18 protein-coding genes are annotated in these 22,393 nt (G+C 39.3%); 4 read left to right on the top strand and 14 right to left on the bottom strand.

Features of this window, described 5'->3' with window-relative positions:
- Positions 1-32 precede the first annotated feature (32 nt).
- The 14 genes from ACUN24_RS09570 to ACUN24_RS09505 form a co-directional block, all read right to left on the bottom strand.
- Positions 33-3,113, bottom strand: coding sequence for a SusC/RagA family TonB-linked outer membrane protein (locus ACUN24_RS09570; RefSeq protein WP_445562289.1), 3,081 nt, complete (start codon positions 3,111-3,113; stop codon positions 33-35).
- A gap of 652 nt (positions 3,114-3,765) precedes the next feature.
- Positions 3,766-4,653, bottom strand: coding sequence for a helix-turn-helix domain-containing protein (locus ACUN24_RS09565; protein ID WP_445562288.1), 888 nt, complete (start codon positions 4,651-4,653; stop codon positions 3,766-3,768).
- A 427-nt stretch (positions 4,654-5,080) separates the two neighbouring features.
- Positions 5,081-9,178, bottom strand: a complete 4,098-nt coding sequence (locus tag ACUN24_RS09560; protein WP_445562287.1) for a hybrid sensor histidine kinase/response regulator — start codon at positions 9,176-9,178, stop codon at positions 5,081-5,083.
- A 343-nt stretch (positions 9,179-9,521) separates the two neighbouring features.
- Positions 9,522-9,644: a hypothetical protein gene (locus tag ACUN24_RS09555; protein WP_445565130.1), complete on the bottom strand. Its 123-nt coding sequence runs from the start codon at positions 9,642-9,644 to the stop codon at positions 9,522-9,524.
- Between the two features lie 102 nt (positions 9,645-9,746).
- The gene (locus ACUN24_RS09550; protein ID WP_445562286.1) at positions 9,747-11,411 is read right to left on the bottom strand and encodes an alpha-L-fucosidase; all 1,665 of its coding nucleotides are present in this window, start codon (positions 11,409-11,411) and stop codon (positions 9,747-9,749) included.
- A 912-nt stretch (positions 11,412-12,323) separates the two neighbouring features.
- Positions 12,324-12,914 carry a hypothetical protein gene (locus ACUN24_RS09545; protein WP_445562285.1) on the bottom strand — a complete coding sequence of 197 codons (591 nt, stop codon included), beginning with the start codon at positions 12,912-12,914 and terminating at the stop codon, positions 12,324-12,326.
- Positions 12,915-13,187: 273 nt separating this feature from the next.
- Positions 13,188-14,027 (bottom strand): PRC-barrel domain-containing protein, encoded by an 840-nt coding sequence (locus tag ACUN24_RS09540; protein WP_445562284.1) that lies wholly within the window; start codon positions 14,025-14,027, stop codon positions 13,188-13,190.
- Between the two features lie 313 nt (positions 14,028-14,340).
- On the bottom strand, positions 14,341-14,613 hold the full coding sequence (locus ACUN24_RS09535; protein WP_445562283.1) for a UBP-type zinc finger domain-containing protein: 273 nt from the start codon (positions 14,611-14,613) through the stop codon (positions 14,341-14,343).
- Between the two features lie 2 nt (positions 14,614-14,615).
- Positions 14,616-15,854 carry an NAD(P)/FAD-dependent oxidoreductase gene (locus ACUN24_RS09530; protein WP_445562282.1) on the bottom strand — a complete coding sequence of 413 codons (1,239 nt, stop codon included), beginning with the start codon at positions 15,852-15,854 and terminating at the stop codon, positions 14,616-14,618.
- Positions 15,855-15,857: 3 nt separating this feature from the next.
- Positions 15,858-16,187, bottom strand: coding sequence for a phosphoribosylpyrophosphate synthetase (locus ACUN24_RS09525; RefSeq protein WP_445562281.1), 330 nt, complete (start codon positions 16,185-16,187; stop codon positions 15,858-15,860).
- A gap of 306 nt (positions 16,188-16,493) precedes the next feature.
- The gene (locus ACUN24_RS09520) at positions 16,494-16,754 is read right to left on the bottom strand and encodes a hypothetical protein (RefSeq protein ID WP_445562280.1); all 261 of its coding nucleotides are present in this window, start codon (positions 16,752-16,754) and stop codon (positions 16,494-16,496) included.
- A gap of 185 nt (positions 16,755-16,939) precedes the next feature.
- Positions 16,940-18,022 carry an alkene reductase gene (locus ACUN24_RS09515; RefSeq protein ID WP_445562279.1) on the bottom strand — a complete coding sequence of 361 codons (1,083 nt, stop codon included), beginning with the start codon at positions 18,020-18,022 and terminating at the stop codon, positions 16,940-16,942.
- Positions 18,023-18,137: 115 nt separating this feature from the next.
- The gene (locus ACUN24_RS09510; protein ID WP_445562278.1) at positions 18,138-18,878 is read right to left on the bottom strand and encodes an SDR family oxidoreductase; all 741 of its coding nucleotides are present in this window, start codon (positions 18,876-18,878) and stop codon (positions 18,138-18,140) included.
- Positions 18,879-18,903: 25 nt separating this feature from the next.
- Positions 18,904-19,797 (bottom strand): NmrA family NAD(P)-binding protein, encoded by an 894-nt coding sequence (locus tag ACUN24_RS09505; RefSeq protein ID WP_445562277.1) that lies wholly within the window; start codon positions 19,795-19,797, stop codon positions 18,904-18,906.
- 133 nt (positions 19,798-19,930) lie between these two features.
- On the opposite strand from ACUN24_RS09505, the gene ACUN24_RS09500 reads away from it, so the two are divergent.
- From ACUN24_RS09500 to ACUN24_RS09485, 4 genes are all read left to right on the top strand, one after another.
- Positions 19,931-20,500: a Crp/Fnr family transcriptional regulator gene (locus ACUN24_RS09500; protein WP_445562276.1), complete on the top strand. Its 570-nt coding sequence runs from the start codon at positions 19,931-19,933 to the stop codon at positions 20,498-20,500.
- Positions 20,501-20,561: 61 nt separating this feature from the next.
- Positions 20,562-20,936: a DUF4260 domain-containing protein gene (locus ACUN24_RS09495; protein ID WP_445562275.1), complete on the top strand. Its 375-nt coding sequence runs from the start codon at positions 20,562-20,564 to the stop codon at positions 20,934-20,936.
- A gap of 169 nt (positions 20,937-21,105) precedes the next feature.
- Positions 21,106-21,516: a DUF2000 family protein gene (locus ACUN24_RS09490; protein ID WP_445562274.1), complete on the top strand. Its 411-nt coding sequence runs from the start codon at positions 21,106-21,108 to the stop codon at positions 21,514-21,516.
- A 325-nt stretch (positions 21,517-21,841) separates the two neighbouring features.
- The gene (locus ACUN24_RS09485; protein WP_445562273.1) at positions 21,842-22,372 is read left to right on the top strand and encodes a helix-turn-helix domain-containing protein; all 531 of its coding nucleotides are present in this window, start codon (positions 21,842-21,844) and stop codon (positions 22,370-22,372) included.
- The last annotated feature ends 21 nt before the right edge of the window (positions 22,373-22,393 follow it).

The raw sequence follows: 22,393 nt of genomic DNA, 5'->3' as shown, positions 1-22,393 counted from the left end.
TTGTTTTATTTAATGATCCTAACAACAGCAGATTACAATTTCACATTTATCCCAAAAGTATAAATGGCAGTGAGTGGATAGAAGTTCGGACTGTCTCCTGAACCCTGACCGTTTTCCGGGTCCCATCCCTTATAAAAATCATTTAAGGTGAAAAGGTTTTGACCTCCCGCGAAGATCCTCACCTTATTCAAACTGATTTTCTTAGTCAGGTTAGCTGGTATAGTATAGCCAATCTGCGCATTCTTTAGCCTCAAGAAAGTTCCAGAGCGGTTCCAGTAAGAGTTGGTTTGCACATTGGCACTACCCTGGCTTAAGTTGGTAATCCGGGGATAAGTGGCATTTCTGTCAGGGTTCTGTGGCGTCCATGCATTTTCATATTGCCACTGCTGAATGTTTCCACCATTGTATAAGGCATAGGCCTGGTATGAGCCCATCTGTACAGTATAGCCACCAAGACCAGAAAATAATACCGATAAATCAAATCCTTTGTAAGCAGCAGTTAAATTTAACCCATAAGATGTTTTTGGATTTGTATTGCCCAGAATTGCTCTATCGTAGGTAGCATCAACCTTTCCATCGGGAACACCGTTTGGCCCACTGATATCTTTGAATCTGATGTTACCAGGTGCACCTCCATTTGGCTGTGTAGGATAGCTGGCTACATCTGCAGCATCAACAAAAAGGCCATCGGCTACAAACCCATAAATTGGATTTAGGGGCTGCCCAAGAAAGAAATTAGGGACTACACTTTGAATATCACCCGCTATTTTGATTACTTTTTGATTGTTATAAGAAAAATTTGGAGATACGCCTAAATTTACCTGACCAATTTTTGCATTGTAAGTTAAGCTTAGCTCAACACCCCTGTTCTGAATGGAACCCGCATTTTGTATTGGCGGCGTTAGGCCTAATGTTGAGGATACCGGAACCAGATACAGAATATCCTTCGCTGTCCTGTCATAAACATCTACAGTACCGCTTAGGCGATTTTTAAATAAGGTAAAATCAAGCCCAAAATTGGTTGTGGTGGTTGTCTCCCATTGAATATCGGTATTTACAGCAGAGGTAACAGCGGCGCCCGGTGCAATAACACCTCCAAAATTATACCTTGTTCCTGTAGTAAAGGTGTATTGGTATGGATAGTTTAAAATATTACCATTTCTATCCGAAATATTCGCATTACCCAGGGAACCATAAGACGCCCTGATTTTCAATTCATTAATCCAACTGATATTATCCTTTATAAAAGATTCTTCTGAAAGTCTCCAACCTGCAGAAACGGCAGGAAAAACACCAAATCTATTTTTAGGAGCAAATCTTGATGAACCATCGTAGCGGACATTAGCTTCAAAAAGGTATTTTCCGCCAAAATCGTAATTAAAACGTGCAAAATAAGACCGAAATGCATACTCGTTTGCTGATCCGGAGTTCTGCATATTAGTTGTCGCACCGGCATCCAATTGATAAAGCAAATTATTTGGGAATTTATCGCGGTAAGCGCTGGTATAATTATCACGGTGTGCCTCTTGCTGGTAACCACCTAAAATGGAGAAATTATTTTTGCCAAAGCTTTTAACATATTTCAAAAGCATATTCAAGGTTACCTCGTTACCATCCGTATTCCCTATGTTTAAGCTATTCGGCCCCACATAGGTGTTCTTATCAATATTTATATCTGCCACATAAGTCGTATTTACACTGGTATAGTAATGATAACCAGCTGTTCCACTCAAGTTTAAACCCGGAATAATATCCCAGGATAGGGTAGAATTTCCATAAAAATTCTTCGCACGAAAATTATTAAAACCTTCGCTGGCCAGCCATGCTTCGGGTGAATAGAAATCCTGACGACCATAGGTACCGTCTGATTTTAACCCGGCAATGGTATTGGGCTCACGAACCGAAAATCCAATAATTCCGCCTATTCCTGCCGAATTGGACTGAGGTTGTGTCTGAAACTGAGAAAAACCAAGGATACTGGTTTTAAGATTCAGATTATCTTTAATACGGGTATCAATATTGGCCTGAATATCGTATCTTTTGTTGTTTGTTTCTGCCGTTAACCCACTATGATCGCGATAACTACCGGAAAGGTAATAAACGTTGTTACCTTCACCTCCTGATACATTGACATTGTGGTATTGCTGGAAACCAGAACCAGTATTTAATAAATTTTTCAGATGGGGTACATTCGGGAAATTATCCGGATCGGAACCACTCTTATATTTTGCTACCACATCAGCGGTTGCGCCGGTTAGTTCTGCATAAGTCCAAGAATCAACAAACTGGGGCAAGCTCGTTATTTTTTCCCAACCAAAATAGTTGTTATAACTAATTACGGTTTTTCCTTTTTGCCCGCGTTTAGTGGTAATTAATATTACGCCGTTTGCCGCCCTGTTGCCATAAATTGCTGCTGAGGCCGCATCTTTCAGCACCGTCATACTGGCTATATTATCAGGTGCTACATCATCCAATGAACCTGCAATCCCATCAATCAATACTAACGGACTGCTACCTGCGTTGAACGTTCCTACGCCCCTAATAATTACCCTCGCGCCATCACTGCCCGGGCGGCCACCTCCCTGATTTACCTGCACACCTGGCGAAAGGCCTGACAAAGCCTGCGATGCCTGGGTGATTGGTCTATTATCGAGGTCTTTTGAAGAAACGGTACTTACCGCACCCGTTAGGTTAACTTTTTTCTGCGTGCCGTAACCTACAATCACCACCTCATCAAGTTTCTTATTATCATCCGATAGCTGAACATTAATCTGTGTTTGCTCGCCGATGACAACCTCCTTTGTAGCAAAGCCCACAAAACTAAAAATTAATGTTCCCTTATCATCGGGAATACTGAGCGAATAATTACCCTGCGTATCGGTTTGTGTTACTTTACCAGATTCTTTGTGCTTTACCACAGCGCCTGGGATAGCTCTACCGGCCTGGTCGGTAACTTTACCTTTTATATTGACATCATTTTTTTTGCTTTCCAAAGCACTTACTTCAGCACTGGCCACCGCCTTCATAAAAGGAGTAGTAGAAAGTATCGAACCAAAGATTAATAGTGTGAGTAGTCTGCGCCATTTTTTTGGCGACTTTGGTATTATTTCCATATTTGGTTAGTTAAGTATTATTATTTATTGATTAAATTACATGGCTTTCGTTTTAAATAGCTTATTTTTAAAGAAGTGAAAACCAGCGGTCGGCCCATGTTAAACAGGCACGCGGGTAAACATCATTTTAGCGTTTGTTTATCATCATAGACACATTTGTTAGTTTTAAATTTATGGACGGATTTTCTAAAATTTTAAAAATAGATTTAGTATATCGAAGGAAGACAACATCATAATAATAAGCTTTTGCGAACGCGCTTTTGAACGTGATATATTTGGTTTAATATCCTTTAATAAATTATCAAAGAACATGATCAAATATAAAATCCAACAACACTGCTTATTTTGATTTATTCAGACTACTTTTTATAATTTTCCGACTTTTGCATAAGGGACTATGATAAATCATGGTTAAAAGTTAAGATGCTATAGGTAGTCGCTATTCCGAAACACCTTAATTGCGAACAGGCACATATTCGGTCAACCAAAGAGCCGTTTTTTATACTTCAGAACCTATTAGTCTTCCCCAGACTTACCTGCTTAATAGATAAGTGCCTTTGGCAACTTATTGTACAAACTACTACTGCAGCTTTAGACCTGGCTCCTGCAAATCGCCAACTGTAACTGCCAATGCAAAATAATTTAAGCTTCGCTATTCTATAAAATTGAGTGTTTTATTCTGGGCCCTGTAAGCACCAGGTGTAAGGTTGGTTAATTTTTTAAAAACCCTGGAGAAATAGTGCACATTCTCAAATCCAGTCAACTCTGCTATTTCGTCCTGCTGTTTTTTAGTGGTAATAATTAAATATTGCGCCCGTTCTATCCTTTTTTGAAGAATGTAATTAACTGGACTCTGGCCTGTATAGCGATGAAAAAGCCTGGAGAAATAATCGGTATTTAAATTAGCCCTGTCTGCCAGCTGACTTACCTTTAAGTTTGTTTTCAGATTAATTTGTATATATCCGATAGCATCCATAACAGCAGATGGTTTAACGGTTAATTTATCCTTAAGGAAAATTTCGGGTTTCAGAAATTTAGAAATCAATTGAAAAATGACACCCTGTGTTTCATATTGCACAGAGATACTCTGGAGGTTATTCAACTCGGTATATTCCTTGTAATACTCATCCTTCTCATAAACTAAAGGATCTTGGGACCTATTTATCCCCCTGCCCGGATTAATCGAAATTAATCTTTTAATATTGGCAATATCGCCTGCAGTTGCCTCAACTTCTAAACTCTCCTTGCAATTAGAGAATAGCGAAACGCCATCTGCAGATTCTTCGAAGAACTGAACAAAATACTGGCTTAAAAAGCGATCGCAGTAAAGGTTGCACAGTGTAAAACTTGGCACCAGATATAAAAAACCAGGGCGTAAGGTTAACGAACCACCTGGTCCAGAAATCAACCCCTCCCCTTCATCAATATAATATAACCTGTAATATGGGCTAATGACATTTTTAAAATTCCATTTATTGCCCAACTTTACATAGTCTATATTCAAAAGCTGAAAAGAATGCTTAATAAGCTTTTTATTCATTGTCATATTACCTTAAATTCGCCTTGCAGCTTATATACTAAGCGTACTTATTTATTGCCAAATTGGCTGAAATCTTTTTACACTATTGAAATTAACTCCAGTTTACAGCCTGTCGTTATTTGTGAAGAGCGAAATAATCATATGTTATAGTATCTGATTATCTAGAAATATCGAACTGTTAAAGCTTGCTTTTTGCCCGCTATAATACTTTAGTCGAAAAACCATTACCAAAAGGAGAATTATTAATTGCAAAAACACAATTAGTTCTCTTTAAAAACATGGCTAAATTCCACAAAACAAAGAAAAAAGGCAGGGGGTAAACAGCTAAAATTAGCGGGGTAAAATACATTCAATGATTACTTAACGAATGTATTGAGACATTCGTAATCTACAGGTAGAATTCGATAAAGATAAAAAATGGCTTTTATTACTTTTTGCTCTTCCTTATTTCCTGCCCCAGAGAAATATTTTTTGAAAAGGTATTGCGGTATTTTTTTATGTAATCCGAAGGGTTCATCTCAAATATTTTTTTAAACTGCGCCCTAAAATATTTAATATCATTAATGCCCACCATATACATGGTTTGCAATATAGTATTATCGGTACTTATAAAAATTTCTGCTGCTTTTCTGAGCCGGATAAACCTGATGAAACTATTTGATGAATGACCTGAAATGGACTTAATTTTATTAAAAAGGTTGGGTCTTGACATCCCAATTTCATCAGCCAGGATTTGAATATTAAAATCAGGATTATCTATATGTTGTTCAACGATTCTTATACAACTCTTTAAAAAATCTTTATATGCTGGTGATATTTTTGAGCTGCTTGGATTAAGTGTAATTTCACTATAAAAATATTTTTGAAGGCTGTTTTTACTTTTCAAAATGCTGGCAATCCGAGCATTTAATAACTCTTTATCAAAAGGTTTACTTATAAAATCGTCGGCTCCACTTTCTATACCCTCTAATTTCACTTCTGATGAGGTACTAGCTGTGAGGAGTACTACCGGAATGTGGCAAATCGACTCATCTTTTTTTACTGTTCTACATAGCTCTACCCCACCCATTCCGTTCATCACTACATCACTAATTACCACATCTGGTAGCAAATCCCTAATAATAGTCAATCCGGTTTCGCCATCCCAAGCCTGCAAAATATGGTACTGTTTGGCAAACATCTCACTAAGATAATTGGCAATTTCTTCGTTATCATCAATAATAAGGATCGTTTTCTTTTCCTCCGAAAGTGCATCAACTGGCGTTAGCTCTTTTCGTTTCACAGCACTCAACTCCTGGTCGTTTTGTTTAAGTTCGTTGAGAAATGAAGATCTTTCCTCCTGGTATGATACAATACTCCCGGCTTCAAAGTGTTTTTTTCCTTTAAGCAACTCAACATAGAATGATGTACCGCTAAAGCCATCGCTCTGACAGTTTATTGTACCACTATGCATGTCGATAAAGTTCTTAACCAGGAAAAGTCCTATCCCGAAACCACTGCCCAACGACTTGCTTTGGACAGGTTCCTGGTAAAACCGGTTAAAAATTTTTTCTATTGATTGTGTTGGTATACCACAGCCCGAATCTGCAATTTCGATAAGTACGCGGGTTTCATTTTCTGTTATGGTTATGCCTATATTTCCATTGTGGGGCGTAAACTTAAATGCATTAGAAAGTATGTTGAAGATTGCTATTTCGAGCTTCTCCTGATCTGCATAAATTTCAATAAAATCTGCATCTGCATGGAAATCATAATTTATTTTATTTGTTTTTGCCTGGTTTGAGAAACATAAAAAAACTTCTTTAATAAGCGCTACAACATTCAATTTTGAAACCTGTAGTGCATCTAACTGGGCATCAGCCTTTCTAAATAGCAACAACTGATCTACGAGGCTTAACAACCGCTTCGCATTGCGATAAACAATATTCATACTGCCAATGTCTGCGTTTCCCTCTGCTTGTTCGAGCAAATCTTTTACAGGGTTTATAATCAGGGTGAGCGGTGTTCTAAACTCATGCGAAATGTTGGTAAAAAATGAAAGTTTCCGCTCATTGAGCTCCTTTTCTTTTTCGCTTTCAATGTGCATTATTCTTAGCTCATATTTAAGTTTTTCCTGTCCACGCCGATAATAAATATAAAGATAAACTCCCAAAACCAGCAGACCTGCATAGCAAAAGTAAGCCCACCAGCTAAGGTACCATGGTGGATTAATTTTAATGTTTATGGTGGTTACCTGCTGGTTCCAAACCCCATCATTATTTGATGCTTTAACCTGAAACTGATAAGTACCAGGGTTTAAGTTGGTATAGATCGCTTTTCGCTGATTGCCAATAAAGTTCCATTTTTTGTCAAAACCGACGAGCCGGTAAGCATATTCGTTTTTAGAAGGATATATGTAGTTAAGTGCCACAAATTCAAGTGAAAAAACGCTTTGATCATAGTTAAGTGTAATTTCTTTTGCCGTATTCAGATTTTCCCTTAATGCCCCACCAGCATTTGGCAACACTGTTTTATTAAATACCTGAAAATCGATGAGGTATACAGATACCGCCTTGTTATTTGTTTTTATCTGTTGTGGAATAAAAGACAGATAACCTTTATTTCCGGCCACGAAAACAGAGCGCCCGCTAGCTGTAACTACTGAATTTACCGATGCCCCATCGAACTCATCATAGTTTCTTATTAGTTTTCTTGAGGGATTAAAGCTGGAGATCCCGTTTTCGGTAGTCAGCCAGATTGTTCCATCATTATCTTCCGCAATTTCTTTAAAAATATTGCTGGAAAAGCCATCTCTTTTAGCGTATACAAGAAAATGGCGTTGATGCGCATCGTATTTATTTAATCCATCGGGCGTGCATACCCATATATTTTTTTTAAGGTCGGTGTAAATGGCATTGATTACATTATTGCTCAAGCCTTTAATATTGCTAGCCTGGGTTTTTATCGATTCAAACTGACCATTTTGCCTATTAAATATATTGATACCACCACCATAGGTACCAATCCAGATCTTTCCATCAGGCGCCATGGCTAAATTGTAAGTGTGGTTATTATTTAACGATAATGGATTATTTTGCTGATTGTAGTAATGGGTAAACTGGTTTTTATTGCTGTCGTAAATTTTAATGCCTGCGTCAGTGGCCAACACATAAATTCCCTTTTCTATTTCAAGAATATCCCTGAAAACATCCTCATTAAAAAGATTGCCCAGTACAGAATGGTGATAATGGTGTACAAAGCGGTTCTGATTTTTATCGTAGTTAAAGAAACCATTTTCTGTTAACACCCACAATGTACCCTCGCGATCTAAATAAAGCTTACTAATATTATTGTTGGTTAACCCAGCCCCGTCAACACCTTGTGTGAAAATCTTAAAAGTGCCTGCATTTCGGTCTAGTTTAAAAAGACCATTATCGGTACCCAGCCATACAATTGCCTTATCAATAACCACACTTCTTATGCCTCTATTGCCTAGCTGCCATGGATTCAGATGAAACTTGTATTGCTTGTTTTCTATTTTAAAAAAACCATCCTTTGCATTCATCCAAATAATCCCGTCCTTATCTTTATAAGAACTACTGTAATCATAGTTTTTAATATCACCAACTTTTTTCCAGTCTTTTGATACTATGTTATAGAAATAAAAACCATTGCTCCCACCCACAAGAATGGATTCATTATCAATGTTCGTAATACTGAAGACTGAATGCATTTTTTGATCAACAGCCTCAACCTTTAAGAATTTACTGGTTTTTGGATCGAAATTAAAAAGGCCAGCCCAGTAAGTGCCTACCCATATACTGCCATTAGAAGCATAGCTTAATGCCCAGATATCATTTGGATTTTTCTCTCCGGGGTTATGGTATTGCAAAAAGTTTATAAACGTACTGGTTTTCTTATTAAACTTATTTAACCCTCCGCTCCAGTTACCCAGCCAAAGGTTGCTATCTTTATCCTCAATAATAGCATTTACCGATTTACCTAACATGCTTCCGGCTGCAGCAGCATTTGGCCGATAAACCAAAAATTCTTTTTTTGACGGTAAATATCTATTAAATCCATCATCGGTTCCAATCCATACCACACCGGCCTTATCGCATAAAATAGCCCAAACTTTATTATTGCTTAGCGATCCTGGTTGACTATCATTATGAAAAAACCTTTGAAAAGTTTCTGATAGCGGATCAAAAAGATTGAGACCATCCATGGTAGCAATCCATATCTTTCCATTACGATCTTCGCAAAGCGCATTTATATAATTGTTGGTAAGGGTGTTACGATCACCTGTCTTACTCGAAAAAACTTTAAAATTGAAACCGTCAAAACGACACAGTCCGTTTTCTGTTCCAACCCATATAAAGCCCCTGCTATCTTTTATTGTAGCTGTGGTATTTTTCGAGGGAAGTCCATCACTGATGGTATAAGCCTTAATCCCTGCTAACTGATATTTTGGAGTATTTATGCTTACAGACTGGGCAACAGAAAGCTGATGGCTTAAGATAATTAGACAAAATGAAAAAAACATTCTGACATTAAACATCATACAAAATACTTGGTTGTAGAGATATGGTAGAATTACTAAATGCGAATATAGTGCTTGCAAACATAATCCGTTGATTTAATAAGACAAAAAACAAATCATTTTACCAAATGATGTATAATAGCTATCGATTTGCGACTTATTAAGAAATAGTTATTTTTTTCTCAATTGGAGTTCCATATCATATGTTTTATCCATTAAACCCCATTTTTCATCTTCGTTTGCCAAGGCATGGGCTGCTGAAATTTCCACACCAATTTTCCTACAACTGCACTACTTCGTTACTTTCACCCATTTCTTTTTTCTTTTCAAAGCTAACACCAAACAGTTACCATGAGCATAAAAAACGGATCGAAACCCTAAAGATTTTCATTTTTAAAATTCCGGCAGCCACAATACTCTCTCTTACTGCTACAGGCGGCTGGTTATGATAACTTTCATACTCACTAATAATACTGCATCATCGACAAGTTTGAGTGCGAGCGCAATTTTTTTCATAATTATTCAGACGGCTCCCTAAATGGTTAGCTATTAATTACAAGGTTTTTTCCGATTAGGCAATCCTCAACGGGTTGGCATAATTAGCAGGTGGCTGATTATCCGGAAAATAAACTTTTAATCCTTCAGCACTTCTTTCAAAACGCAGGTTTTGGCCTGTGGCAACAAGTTGTACTGTATTTATTTTTTCAGGATAGTTTGACGATCCTTCAGCTAAACTGGTAATTAAAACCCATCCATTAGCCGGCCAGGCCATTACTGTGGCGAAAAGTGTTTTACCTTTTGTGGTAAAACGTATATCTTCCTGTGTGAAAGGTTTGCCTTTCCCTTCATTAAACCCTTGTGCGGACAATGCTGCAGCTTGTTTCTGCGCCGGCCCCTCTCCAAATATTTTCCATGGCCTGGTTCCGTAAATACTATCTCCATTTGCGTCCATCCAGATACCGATATCCTCAACCGTTTTACGCTCTAGCTCATCAATTGAACCATCACCACGAACAGGAATATTCAACATCAGATTGCCATTTTTACTCACTACATCAATCAGGGTATGTATAATCATTTTTGGGGTTTTGTAAGCCTTTCTATCATAGATCCCTCTATCATAATGCCAGTCGCCAATACAGGTATCAGTTTGCCATGGTAGTGGTTCTATGCTATTACTCTGCCCACGCTCAATATCCCAAACCATAGCCTTACGTTGTGCTTCGGTAAGAATTTTACCCGTAATTACTGCAGTAAGTTTGCCCTTATCTTTAATGCTTTTGTTATACAAGTGTGCCGCTATCTTCAACCCTACATTACTAATGGGCCACATCGGAAGCTGCGAATCATCGAAATAAATCATATCAGGATTGTATTTATTTATGAGGTCGATGGTTCGATTATAAAATTTATTTACATAGGCAGTTGTAGGTGGCGTAACACCATTACCCCAATCCCATTGCCTGTGTATCATTCCGTTATCCTGGCTATTTTCGCTTGGCGGATGATTTTGGGCATAAAGTTCCTGTGGATCGAGTCCATCCCACCATTTGCCTTTACCATCCTTTTTAGTTAATTTTCCGTCATACGGTACGCCGGCCAATGGGCCGGTTTTGTCAGCTCGCTGAGCGGTTTCAAACCAGCTCCATGCATGTGCCGCATGAACACTTACTGCAAAAGGAAGTCCGTGTTTTTTTGCGGCGGCCGCCCATCCACCAATGATATCCTTTCTAGGCCCCTGTTTTACCGAGTTCCAGTTTTTCTGGTACTTGCTATCGTAAAGGTCTAAATTGTCGTGATGGTTGGCTAAGGCCATAAAATATTTAGCACCTGCACTCTTATATAAGGAAACCAAAGCATCCGGATCCCATTTTTCTGCCTTCCATATATTGATTACATCTTTGAAGCCAAATTTTGAGGGATGTCCATATTTTTTAACATGGTATTTATATTTCCAGTTGTCTTCCATGTACATGTTCCTTGCATACCAGTCCCCTGCTTCTGGCTGGCATTGCGGCCCCCAGTGTGCCCACATGCCAAATTTTGCATCTCTGAACCATTCGGGTGTTTGATAATTGGAAAGAGATTCCCATGTCGGTGAAAATGGTCCTGCTAAAACCTTCTCTACAAATTCTTTTGCGGCATCATCTTTCATTGCTAATGCAGAAAGCTTGTTAGTGAGTAATATTGTTGGGATACCAATGGCAAGACTTTGGATAAGTTTTCTACGATTCATATAAATTTGGTTAGCATGATCTAATCTGAAAACAAATTTATTATAATAAGGATTGGGATCTTTATATCTAATTGACTTTTTTTTGTACTAATCCGACTTTTTAAATCTTGATTTTTAAAAGTTCATTCCACATTAAAAGATGCAGACATGTCAGATATCATATTTAGTCTATAGAAAGGGGTATGTACACCTTAATGTATCTTTTAATGATATTCAGCTGCGTTTTCGGGGTGCGGTGCTTTGCTGACGTCGGAGAAAGGGTGTAATATCTGATTGAACCGGAATGACGGAGAAGCTTTTAGTAGGAAAGAAATTTGAGTCTTCTCTATCCAATGCGTTCAACGGAAAAGGGACAATTTAGGTAGTTGTCTTGCAATCAAAATTTACATACATTTTGGATCCAGAACGGACTAAAAAACTTCTTTAAAATACACAATAAATGCTGGACGGAAGTGTCAAGACCTGTATACAGATGGCGATAATTAGCATTATAAAAATATCCAGTATACTAGGTTAACGTTTTTTTAGATAATACTACAAAGAAAATAATCAAGCTATTTAACGTGAGTTTTGGGTCTTGTTTCGCCGTTGCGAACTGAAGAAGGGCTTTGCGTTGGAGTGAAACAATCTTTTTTGATAGTAAATACATGATAGATTGCATCAGTTTGCTTATATCCTACCTCGCAATGAGAGAATATTTCATAAAAAACTTATAATCAGATATAAAAAAATCACGTTATTTATTTTTTTAAGCAGATGGACTCAGATAGAGTTAAATTTTTAGTATCAGACCTGTACTCAAAAATTAATTTTAATAAATTACCCTAAAAATTGCATCTCCAGACATGCCCGTAAAACAAAAAACCACCTACAACTTTCGCTACAGATGGCTGGTTTTAACCGGGACAACAGTTATTTGGTTAGTGCTATTATCTTTTCTTGCTCAACTTCTATCAAACGATTATAGAACTTCCAGTCAACCTTGGGGTTTTTCATTGCTGCAACTGATATCGTTTTAGTTTTATCAGTCTGATTTGCAGCATACATCTTTTTAAAGTCTTTCAAGGTTGCTTTCATTGCTTGTAGAATTACAAAAAACCTACGATCATAGAAAACGATGTTATTCTTGTTTCTATTGTTAGACCTATATTCATCATTGGATGCATCGCTATAGGCTTTCTGGAGTTTATCAAGAACTTTTAGTCTGTCGCTGATATTTCTCAATGACTCTGCTGACAGATCCATGTCTTTAATACCAGTAATAACTTTTTGATCAGTTATAACCGTAACACCGTCAATGTTTATTTCGTTTTTACCATCTCTGGAGAACAAATAAACAGATGAAGGTAGATCATCAATATCAACCGAATCCAATTTCATTAAATTTTTGTTAAAGTCTGCACGGGCAGTTGATAACAAGTCGGCTGACAATTGTTTAACAGATTGCGCTTTAGCGCTAATTATTAACAAAGATAACACCATGATTGTTAGAGCGTTTTTCATGGGAGCCGAAGATAAGATTAATTATTTCTTAAAGTTTACTTAACAAAAAATGAACCTTGATAATTATCAACAAAGTGCCCTGAGTCAGCTTATTAGTAGTTTTATAAATGTAACAAAAATACAGATATTGGTTATATCCGTATTATTTATACGACTTTTTAAGGATTTTTTGGCTTACCCGAACCGTTGTCCAAACTTTAGATTCGATGGCCGCCATTTCATCAGCCTCCTATATCAGATTAGTTTGATTCCACCTGTTAGCGTAACAATTCGTTACAAAGCGTTATGCTGTGTAATGGCCTCACCCAGCACTTCCACAAACCGGTCATCAAGCTGATCCATTGTAGCCCACTTAACACCCCTTTCGCCTGGCTGAGCGTAAATTGCCCCAACTTTTACCTCATTGTCAAAGATCCTATAAATACCATTCTCCTGAGGTTCTATTTTAAAGGCCCTGTTATCTATATTAATGTAGAAATTTTCATGCGCTTCAGCCGGAGTTTTTCCGTTCTCAACTTCATGCGCCAGGGGATCATTTGTGTGTGCGTGCTCAATGAGTTCATGTATTCTTTTACTTTCTTCTTCACGGCTTTGTGATTCAGCAGAAAATTGAGTTTCGGGAGAGATAGAACCCACTCCTTTTGAAATAATGTTCCCCCTGTCAAAATGATGGTGCTTGTAAAACTCTGGATGGTCCATCTCCATTATTTCTTCTTCTATTCTCAAAGCGGCAGGACTTCCTATAGCCGATCTGATCTTCATTTCTGTTTCCCTCGTTACCTCGCCTATAATATAACGGGGCATTGAAGCATATTGCTGCTCACTCATTACAGGTACGACAACTTCTTTGCTGTTTTCGGCCAGGTTCGCATAGCCTATCGGAATCAATACCGCCTTTTCCTCAATACCTGCCACCGTTTTATCCAGATCGACAATAATGTAACGAATCGCATCTTGTGAAGCATCAAATAAAAGATCCCTAACCTTGCCAACTGTAGTACCACTTTCATCTACAACAGGCCAATGGGTAATGTCGGCCTGACCTTCAACTATCTTATAACTACTATTTGATAATTCATCAAGGTTAACGTAATCTATTTTTCCTGTATTCATATTTTTCTTATTAAAACTTATTATATAACCTCTATCCTAACACGGCCCGGCAGCAAATGGTTTTCGATATTTCCGTTAGGTTAAAGCACTTTTGATTTGCGTGCGTGAGCCGTATCATCCAAAATAAAAGCATCACACCGCAAGTTAAAAAATTGATTGGTTTGAGCATTAATCTGACGATAAGCAGAGTTTCACCTAGTAATCAGGCCTTTGCGACCTTAAAACACGGCAATTAATTATAAGTAAAAAGGGAATATAACTTTAGTGTATAAGAGAAAGCGGGTAATCTGTAATGTTTTTTTTATGATAGGATTTAGTATTCTGCAACCTGATCATCAACATAACAGTATAACCATCGCTCTCCGGGCTCTGAAGAAATCACTACAGGATGCTCCTTGATTTGAAAGTGGTGAGACATGTGTTGTTTTGGAGAGGAATCGCAGCACAAAGTTATGCCGCAAGTTTGGCAGGTGCGTAAATGAACCCAATCTGTGCCCTGCTTTACGCATTCTTCACAAACAGGCTGTTTCGCCAACTTCAATTCTTTAATCGCCGATAAATGGCTGCATGGTTGATTGTTTTCCATAATTATAGTTTTGATAGATATTGATGGACTTGGGTAACGGCCATTGCACCCTCTCCAACGGCTGATGCGACACGCTTTACTGAATTGAATCGTACGTCTCCCGCGGCAAAAGATCCGGGCACGCTGGTTTCCAGGTGAAAGGGAGGCCTGTCAAGTTCCCAGCATGTTCTATATTGATCCAGCGCCATCACATCATTTCCGGTATATAGGTATCCATTCCTGTCCCTGCAAATGGCTGTTTCCGAGGCCCACTCTGTGTTGGGCTTTCCGCCTATGCAAATAAACAGTTTTGATGTTTCATGCCAGGATTCCGTCTCCTGTTCGCTATTGGCTATTTTAATCCGTTGCAGGTAATCCCCGCCTTCTAGCGCAGTAACCTGTGAATGATACAAAACAAAAATGTTTTTGATGCTTGCAATTCTTTGAATGAGGTATTCTGACAAGGTTTCGGCAAGATTTCCTTTTCTGATGACCATAAAGACGCGTTTTGCAAATCCTGAAAAATAAGTTGCGGCCTGGCCGGCGGAATTTCCCCCGCCTATGATGTATAAATCCTTGTCCTGGCAAAAAAAAGCTTCGCTGGCACCGGCTCCGTAGTAAACGCCTTTATGAAAAAACCGTTCTTCATCCGGCAGGTTCAATCTTGCATATTCCACTCCTGTTGCACAAATATTAGCCTTCGCGACCAGTTTTTCACCAGAAGCAAAGTCGACATGAATCTTGTTGTCATAAAAAGTGCCCTTAATCCCTTCTTTAAGCAGTAAAATTTCCACACCAAACTTTAAAACCTGCTGCCTCGCCCGCTCAGCCAGATTTGCACCCGATATGCCCTCCGGAAAGCCAAGATAATTCTCAATTAAAGAGCTGGTACCTGCTTGTCCACCTACCGCTTCCCTTTCAATAAGAATGGTTTTTAATCCTTCTGATGCAGCGTAAACTGCAGCACTTAATCCCGCCGGACCTGCACCGTATATGGACAGATCATATTCATCGTACTTAGGTTCCGTAATCCAGCCCAGGTTACAGGCAATCTCTTCTAAAGAAGGATTAATAATTATTTTTCCATCCGGAAACTCTATTACCGGATGCTTTTGTGGATTGTCGAAAGAAGTAATTCCCTGGCCCTGCTCGTCATGCGAGAGGTCAAACCAGTCGAAATCAACAACACTTCTTTTTAAAAAATCCCTGATCGGATAAATTTCCTGAGAATCGGGAATGCAGTATAGTTTAAGTTTGTCCATACGCTACTTTGTCCTGGTTTTTATTCTTTTAATAATTTCTTCTACCAGATACTCAGCGGAGATACCATAACCATCCACAAGTAATCCTTTTATTTTTCCGTCTGTTGATGATATAGCGTATAAGATAGATTCATCTTCAGGATCTGAGGCCCCCTCAAACCTGTAAAATTTATCAATCAGAAAATTCTCCGGATGCTGCGCAAGTGCATTTTGTTCATCCACGGATTTTGCAGCTGTATTAAAATCGAAAGTATAGCCTTCTTTGGATAAGTGATTCATTACCTCGCTCAATGTAGTCATCTCACCTAAATGTTTCAAATTGTCGTCGCTCATCGTAAGTATTCGTTTTGGAGATTAGCTTAAATTAAACCAATATGCATTTGCTATGTAAGGTTGTCATAATTAATTTTTCAAAAACAACAGTCAACACGTTTGGTATTTAATGTTCTATTCACCAGCTGCCCATTGCACTCCAGACATTCGCAAAATCTAAGATAGCAATAATGCACAAATCATTCAAGCGGAAGTATATGGTTATTAGAACGAGCCGTATTATTCCAAACTTAATTTCAATTCAATCTATCACCAATTTTAGTAGATAACCCCGATCTAATTGTCAATGTTTGTTTCCCATCCTTACTAAGATTGAAAATTGTGGTATCCGGGCAAAGTAGCTTTTTGCGCCTTCAAGGTTCCCGGGATGGTAAGCAATCTTTTTGCCGTATTGAACCAACCGTAGCCATAATCGCCCTTACCTGGCGTATAACATTCAGTAAGAGCCCTCGAAGAAATAACCTTATTTTGCTTGAGCGCATCATTCCATTTTACCACATCACCCACCGGACTGTAAATACCACCCGATGCATAGGTCCAGCTTTCATCCCAAATCCTGGCTGTCACAAAGCGGCTAGGAGAAAGATAATCATAACCAACAGTTTTTCGCCTGCTTTTAAACTCCAATAATCATCAACGGTACTCAGAAATGCAGGCTACCCGTTACCAAAGCAAACGGAAATGAAACAGACGCAAACAGGCTGCGTCTGTACATTTTTTTTGATCATCACGTTGGATATCTGCCAATGTATTTAATCATTTAAAAATGGATAATCGACATAGCCATGCGCTCCGCCCCCAAACATGGTAGCCCTGTCCGGTTCGTTGAGTATTGCCTCTTTTTCAAATCGTATTGGCAGATCTGGATTGGCCAGGAACAGGGTACCAAATGAAATAAGACCTGCTATTCCCTTTTCCAGTTCTGCTTCTGCAGAAGCCTTGTCATAGCCTGCATTTGCAATAACCGCTTGTTTAATCATGCTGCCGAATAGTTCTATTTCGTCATCTGCCGGGTAATGAGCGGGTGAAGGGAAGTACGGGCTACGCTTCATCAGTTCTATATAGGCAAAATCTAACTTGTTCAACTCTTGCACCAGGTAAGTGTAGGTGCCTTTAGGGTCATCCAGTACCATATCACCATAGGGATGGAAAGGTGAAATCTTAATCCCTACCTTATCTCCGCCAACCGCAAGGATCAATTCCTGCATCACTTCCAGCACAAAACGGGCTTTTTTGGGAATACTGCCTCCATAATCATCCGTACGCTGATTTGCACTTTCTGCCAGAAACTGGCTTGGCAGATATCCGTTTGCCGCATGAAGTTCTACACCATCAAAACCAGCCGCGATTGCATTTCTGGCAGCTTGCCCATAATCCCTGATCGTTTGGCCGATTTCGGCCAGGGTAATTTCCTGGGGCGTTTCGTAATCTTTCAGTCCCTGCGAAGTAAAATGCTGCATGCCCTGGATAGCTAGTGGAGACGGGGCCAGTGGCAGTTTACCATTCCTGTCGATTGAGTGTCCTGCACGGCCAGTATGCCAGAGCTGGGCAATGATAAGCCCACCGTGCTCGTGCACTGATTTTGTGACTTTTTTCCATGCTTCGATTTGATCATTTGTGTAAATCCCAGGTGTAAGCGGACTGCCCGTAGCCTCTTCACTTATCCTGATGGCTTCGGTAAACATCAGGCCCGCACCAGCTCTCTGGGTATAGTATTCAACGGTCATATCAGCCACTATACCGTTGATGTCCGCACGGCTTCTGGTCATGGCAGCCATGGCCATTTTGTTCTTTAAGGTTAGCTTTCCAAACTGTGTTTGTTCTAATAATTTCATGGTAATTATGATTTTAATTGTTTCCTAATCTCTGATACAAAAGTGTCGACATCCGAAGGGATAAACTTGTACCAGATCGTTGTTTTTCATTCAGTAAATCAATAATGAATGTGTTTTACCAGGGAATTTCGCCCGTTTGTGGATTGGTTTCTTCGCTGATAAATTTCCCTGTTGGCCCGTCGTCTCCAATCAAAGCATACTTTACAATACGACTTCCGGCAACTTCAACATCGCCCCCGTTATTTCCTGTAAAATCTGTTTTTGTGTACCCAGGACAAACGGAATTCACTTTAAATGGCGTTCCCTGCAGCGCATAGGCCAATTGAACGGTGTACATGTTCAGCGCAGCTTTTGATACAGCATATACCGCATATTTTGCATGGTTATAAGCTGCCCATTCGGGATTGCTCTGGAGGGATAGCGACGCCACGCTGGTGCTTACATTCACAATTCTCGGTTTGGGCGACTTTCTCAATAGATCAATAAAGACGTTTGTAACCCTTGCCACTCCGATAACATTGGTATTAAAGGCTGCAGTTAACTCATCATGGGTGGCGCTAAGGGCAGTGTATGGTGGCTGCCCTCCATTGATGCCTGCATTGTTGATCAGCACATCCAGAACAGCCGTCCGCTTTCCGATTTCCGTGCGTGCGGCAGCTACAGAATTTTCATCTGTTACGTCTATCTGTACTGCTTCTACATCGGTAAGTCCTTCCGATCTTAATTTGCCGGCTGCTTCCAGTCCACTCGCCAAGTCACGGCTTCCGAGATAAACCCTAAACCCTTCTTTCAACAATTGCTTTGCGGTTTCAAGGCCAATACCTTTATTGGCTCCTGTAATGAATGCTGTTTTCATTTTTTCTATTTTATAATTCGTTTGATTATTTATTGTAAAGTGGCAGGTAGAACGCTTTTACAAATTCTTCTGCCGTTGTCGGCGTGGTAGTAGCATCATCCCTTTTTTGATAATTCATAAAACCAGTTTTAATTGCTGTTCCCATTTCTAATAAATTAGCTACAAAATCGGCTGAAAAACCATTGCCTAAAAAGGTCTGGGTCATTTGCTCAACGGGTACCTGCACATAGGGCAACGCTGTATTACCAATGGCCTCACCAATAATGCCGGTAAATTCCCGATAGGTATAATTTCTCGGACCCATTACGGCATGGACACTTTTACCACTAAAGTCGAGGTTGGCCAAATGACGGGCGGCAATCTTTGCAACATCCTGAGTGGCCACCATTGGTATGGCGTGATCGCCATCGGCGACTGTACCGTTGATCCCTTTGTTTTTTACCAGGGGAATTGTTCTCAAGAAGTTTTCCATAAAGTAAGCGGAACGGATGTGCAGCACATTCACGTCATTCAACTGGTTCAGCCTCACTTCCTGCTCGCCGCTACCCGCCATAATCCCATTGCCTTCGTGCATGTGAGAGCCAAGGCTACTCATGTTTACAATATATTTGATGCCCGAGTGCTCAATGGCTTCGATCAGTTTACTGGTTACCATTCGCTGGTAGGCCCTGGTATTTTCCGCCTTCACATTATCGGGCATTAGCACAAATGCGCTATCGGCATTTTTGAAGGTTTCGGTCAGTGTTTCAACATCGGTGATGTCACCTGCTATTATTTCAGCGCCCAGGCTCTGGTAACTTTCTAATTTTTCGGTATGCCTGGCTATCAATGTCACCTCATGTCCTTCGCTTAAAAGGATTTCTGAAATTTTACTGCCTACTGTTCCGGTAGCCCCAAGGATTACTATTTTCTTTTTCATCTTTGTATTTTTTAATTGTTGTTTATAATTGACTATGCAAATATGCTACGATCAAAAAACGGAAACTTGTATCAGATCACTGTTTTGGCCTGGAGCATTTTAATGCAGCTACCTTTATCATAAAAAAATATAGATGAACGAACTTGAAAGTTATATCCACCACCATTTCGGCATTAGTCCGGATGACTGTCAAAAAGTGAGCGGATTATTTAAACCCGAGGTGATTGAAAAGGGAAACTATTTCTTAAGAACAGGTAAATTCTGCAATAAACTTAGTTTTATAGAAAGTGGTATTTTGAGAGTTTTTGTAAAGCTGCCAGAAAAAGAAGTTACCCAATGGATAGGAACTGCCGGTTATTTCATCACAGATCTCCAGGGTTTTATGTTCAGGAATGCCTCTCGGTTTGATATCCAGGCACTCACACAAACGCGTTTGTTTACGATCGATTACGAAGCGTATTTAACGATGGGAAGACTGGTGCCCAAATGGCATGAATTTGAAAAACTGTTTACGGGTAAATGTTTTGTGATGATGGAGAACCGGATCATGGACCTCATTTCCCTGACCGCCGAAGACCGTTATCAAAAACTCTTCGAGCACAACCGCGAACTTTTTAATCAGGTACCGCTTCAATACCTGGCCTCTATGCTCGGCATGACACCTGAAACTTTTAGCCGGATACGGAGGAAAATGGTTTCTTGATTTTTGTCAAGAGCTTACCCATTGTTTCAGGCATACATTTGAGCTAACAAAAATCATTGTCATGAATCAGCAAAAAGTGATGGATTTCACCATCAGAATTGAAGAAGCAGCCATAACTGCAATAGCTATTTATTTCTTAACGAAATATAATATGGGATTATCAGTTTGGCTGTGGCTATTGCTATTTTTTTCGCCTGATCTTTCTATGATAGGTTACCTGGTGAATACCCGCGTAGGTGCTTTCACCTATAACTTATTTCATCATCGTGCAGTAGCAATAGCGCTGCTCGCAGCTGGTTTTACGATGCACATAGATGTAATTATCTCCATAGGATTACTACTGGTTGCACATTCATCGTTTGACCGTATGCTGGGTTATGGCCTGAAATTTCCAGATGATTTCAAACATACAAGTTTGGGTTGGGCAGGAAAATAAATTTCAACAACGCTTTTTGCAAATAATAAAATAGTTATTTACATTTGCGTAACTGGTTACGTAATTAACAATGCATGAAGTTGTTGTAACGGCTGGCATCAGGTCAATAGGTAGCAGATACTTACCGATGGATATCAGTTCGTTTCCTATAAACCAAAAATAAAATCAGATGTATGATAAAAAGATAGCTGTAGTTATTCTAAACAGTTTAGAAGACTGGCAAAAATTAAATGTTACCGCTTTCCTGGCAAGTTCAATAGCAATAGCTTTTCCGGAAACCCACGGCGCACCGCTGGTAAGTGCATCCGGCACACCATACCTCCCTTTTATAAAGCATCCCATTCTTGTTTATGCTGCTGAATCGGATGAGCAATTGAAACGTGCTTTTAACCGTGCAGCAGAAAGGGAATTAAACATAGGCATTTACACCAAAGAACTTTTTGCAACGAAAAATGAAGAAGGCAATATCAGCGAAATCGTAAAACATGCAGATTCTGATCTCAACCTGGCGGGAATCATAATATACGGGGAGAATAAAAAAGTTGATAAAGCGATTGACAAACTTAAATTTCATTCTTAGACCATTGGCATCGAATGGCAGGTCGCCATCATATCATGAGGGCTAGCGTTCAGATAGCTGAATAACCGCTTATAATTTGTAAATTTCCTGTATCGTATCAACGTCATTATTTACATGATCAAACACCATAATAACCCTTTCATTTTAGCGCTTAAAGCCCGCAATCTCACTGTAGAGATCCATCACTCACCATTCTGCCTACCAAATTGTTTTATCAAACGATACCCCATTTAACTCAACAATCAGCAGAATACTCCATGAGCGTATCCATGGTTTTCTGATCAAGCCGCATGTTCCACATTTTTGCATTGCGGAAACAGGAACATTGAACGTCCTGAATATTGAACCTTATTCAACCATTGGCCTGGAACTGGCCAGCAGGTTTAAACCAAATCAGGATCATATTGTTTTTGACTCGCCTTCTGAAACCAATATGTTTTTTCAGACACCAAAAGACAGTTTAGCTATAAACATGGTCATTGATGCCCTAATCGCTAAATTGCCTTCTGCTGATTACGATGAAAGGGTTACAAAAATAGTTGATTATATCAAGGCGAACTATTTTGAGCAGCACATCACGCCGCAAACATTTGCTGATATCGTTTTTCTTTCACCATCCCGTCTGGCGTCCATATTTAAGCAGCAAACAGGCAGTAGCCTATCTAAATATTTGTTATGGACAAGATTGCGCCAAGCCATATACCTTACCCTCGCAGACAAAGACCGAAGCCTTACGGATATTGCCTACGACACCGGTTTTTACGATCTCCCACAGTTTAATAAGTACATGTACGAAATGTTCGGCATGCCGCCAAAGGCCTTAAAGTATAATAGCGATCTGATAGAAATTTACTGAGGTAAAACAGGCTTACATTTT

The sequence above is a fragment of the Pedobacter sp. WC2501 genome (genome assembly GCF_052682415.1).
This window is presented reverse-complemented; position numbering and strand designations above follow the sequence as displayed.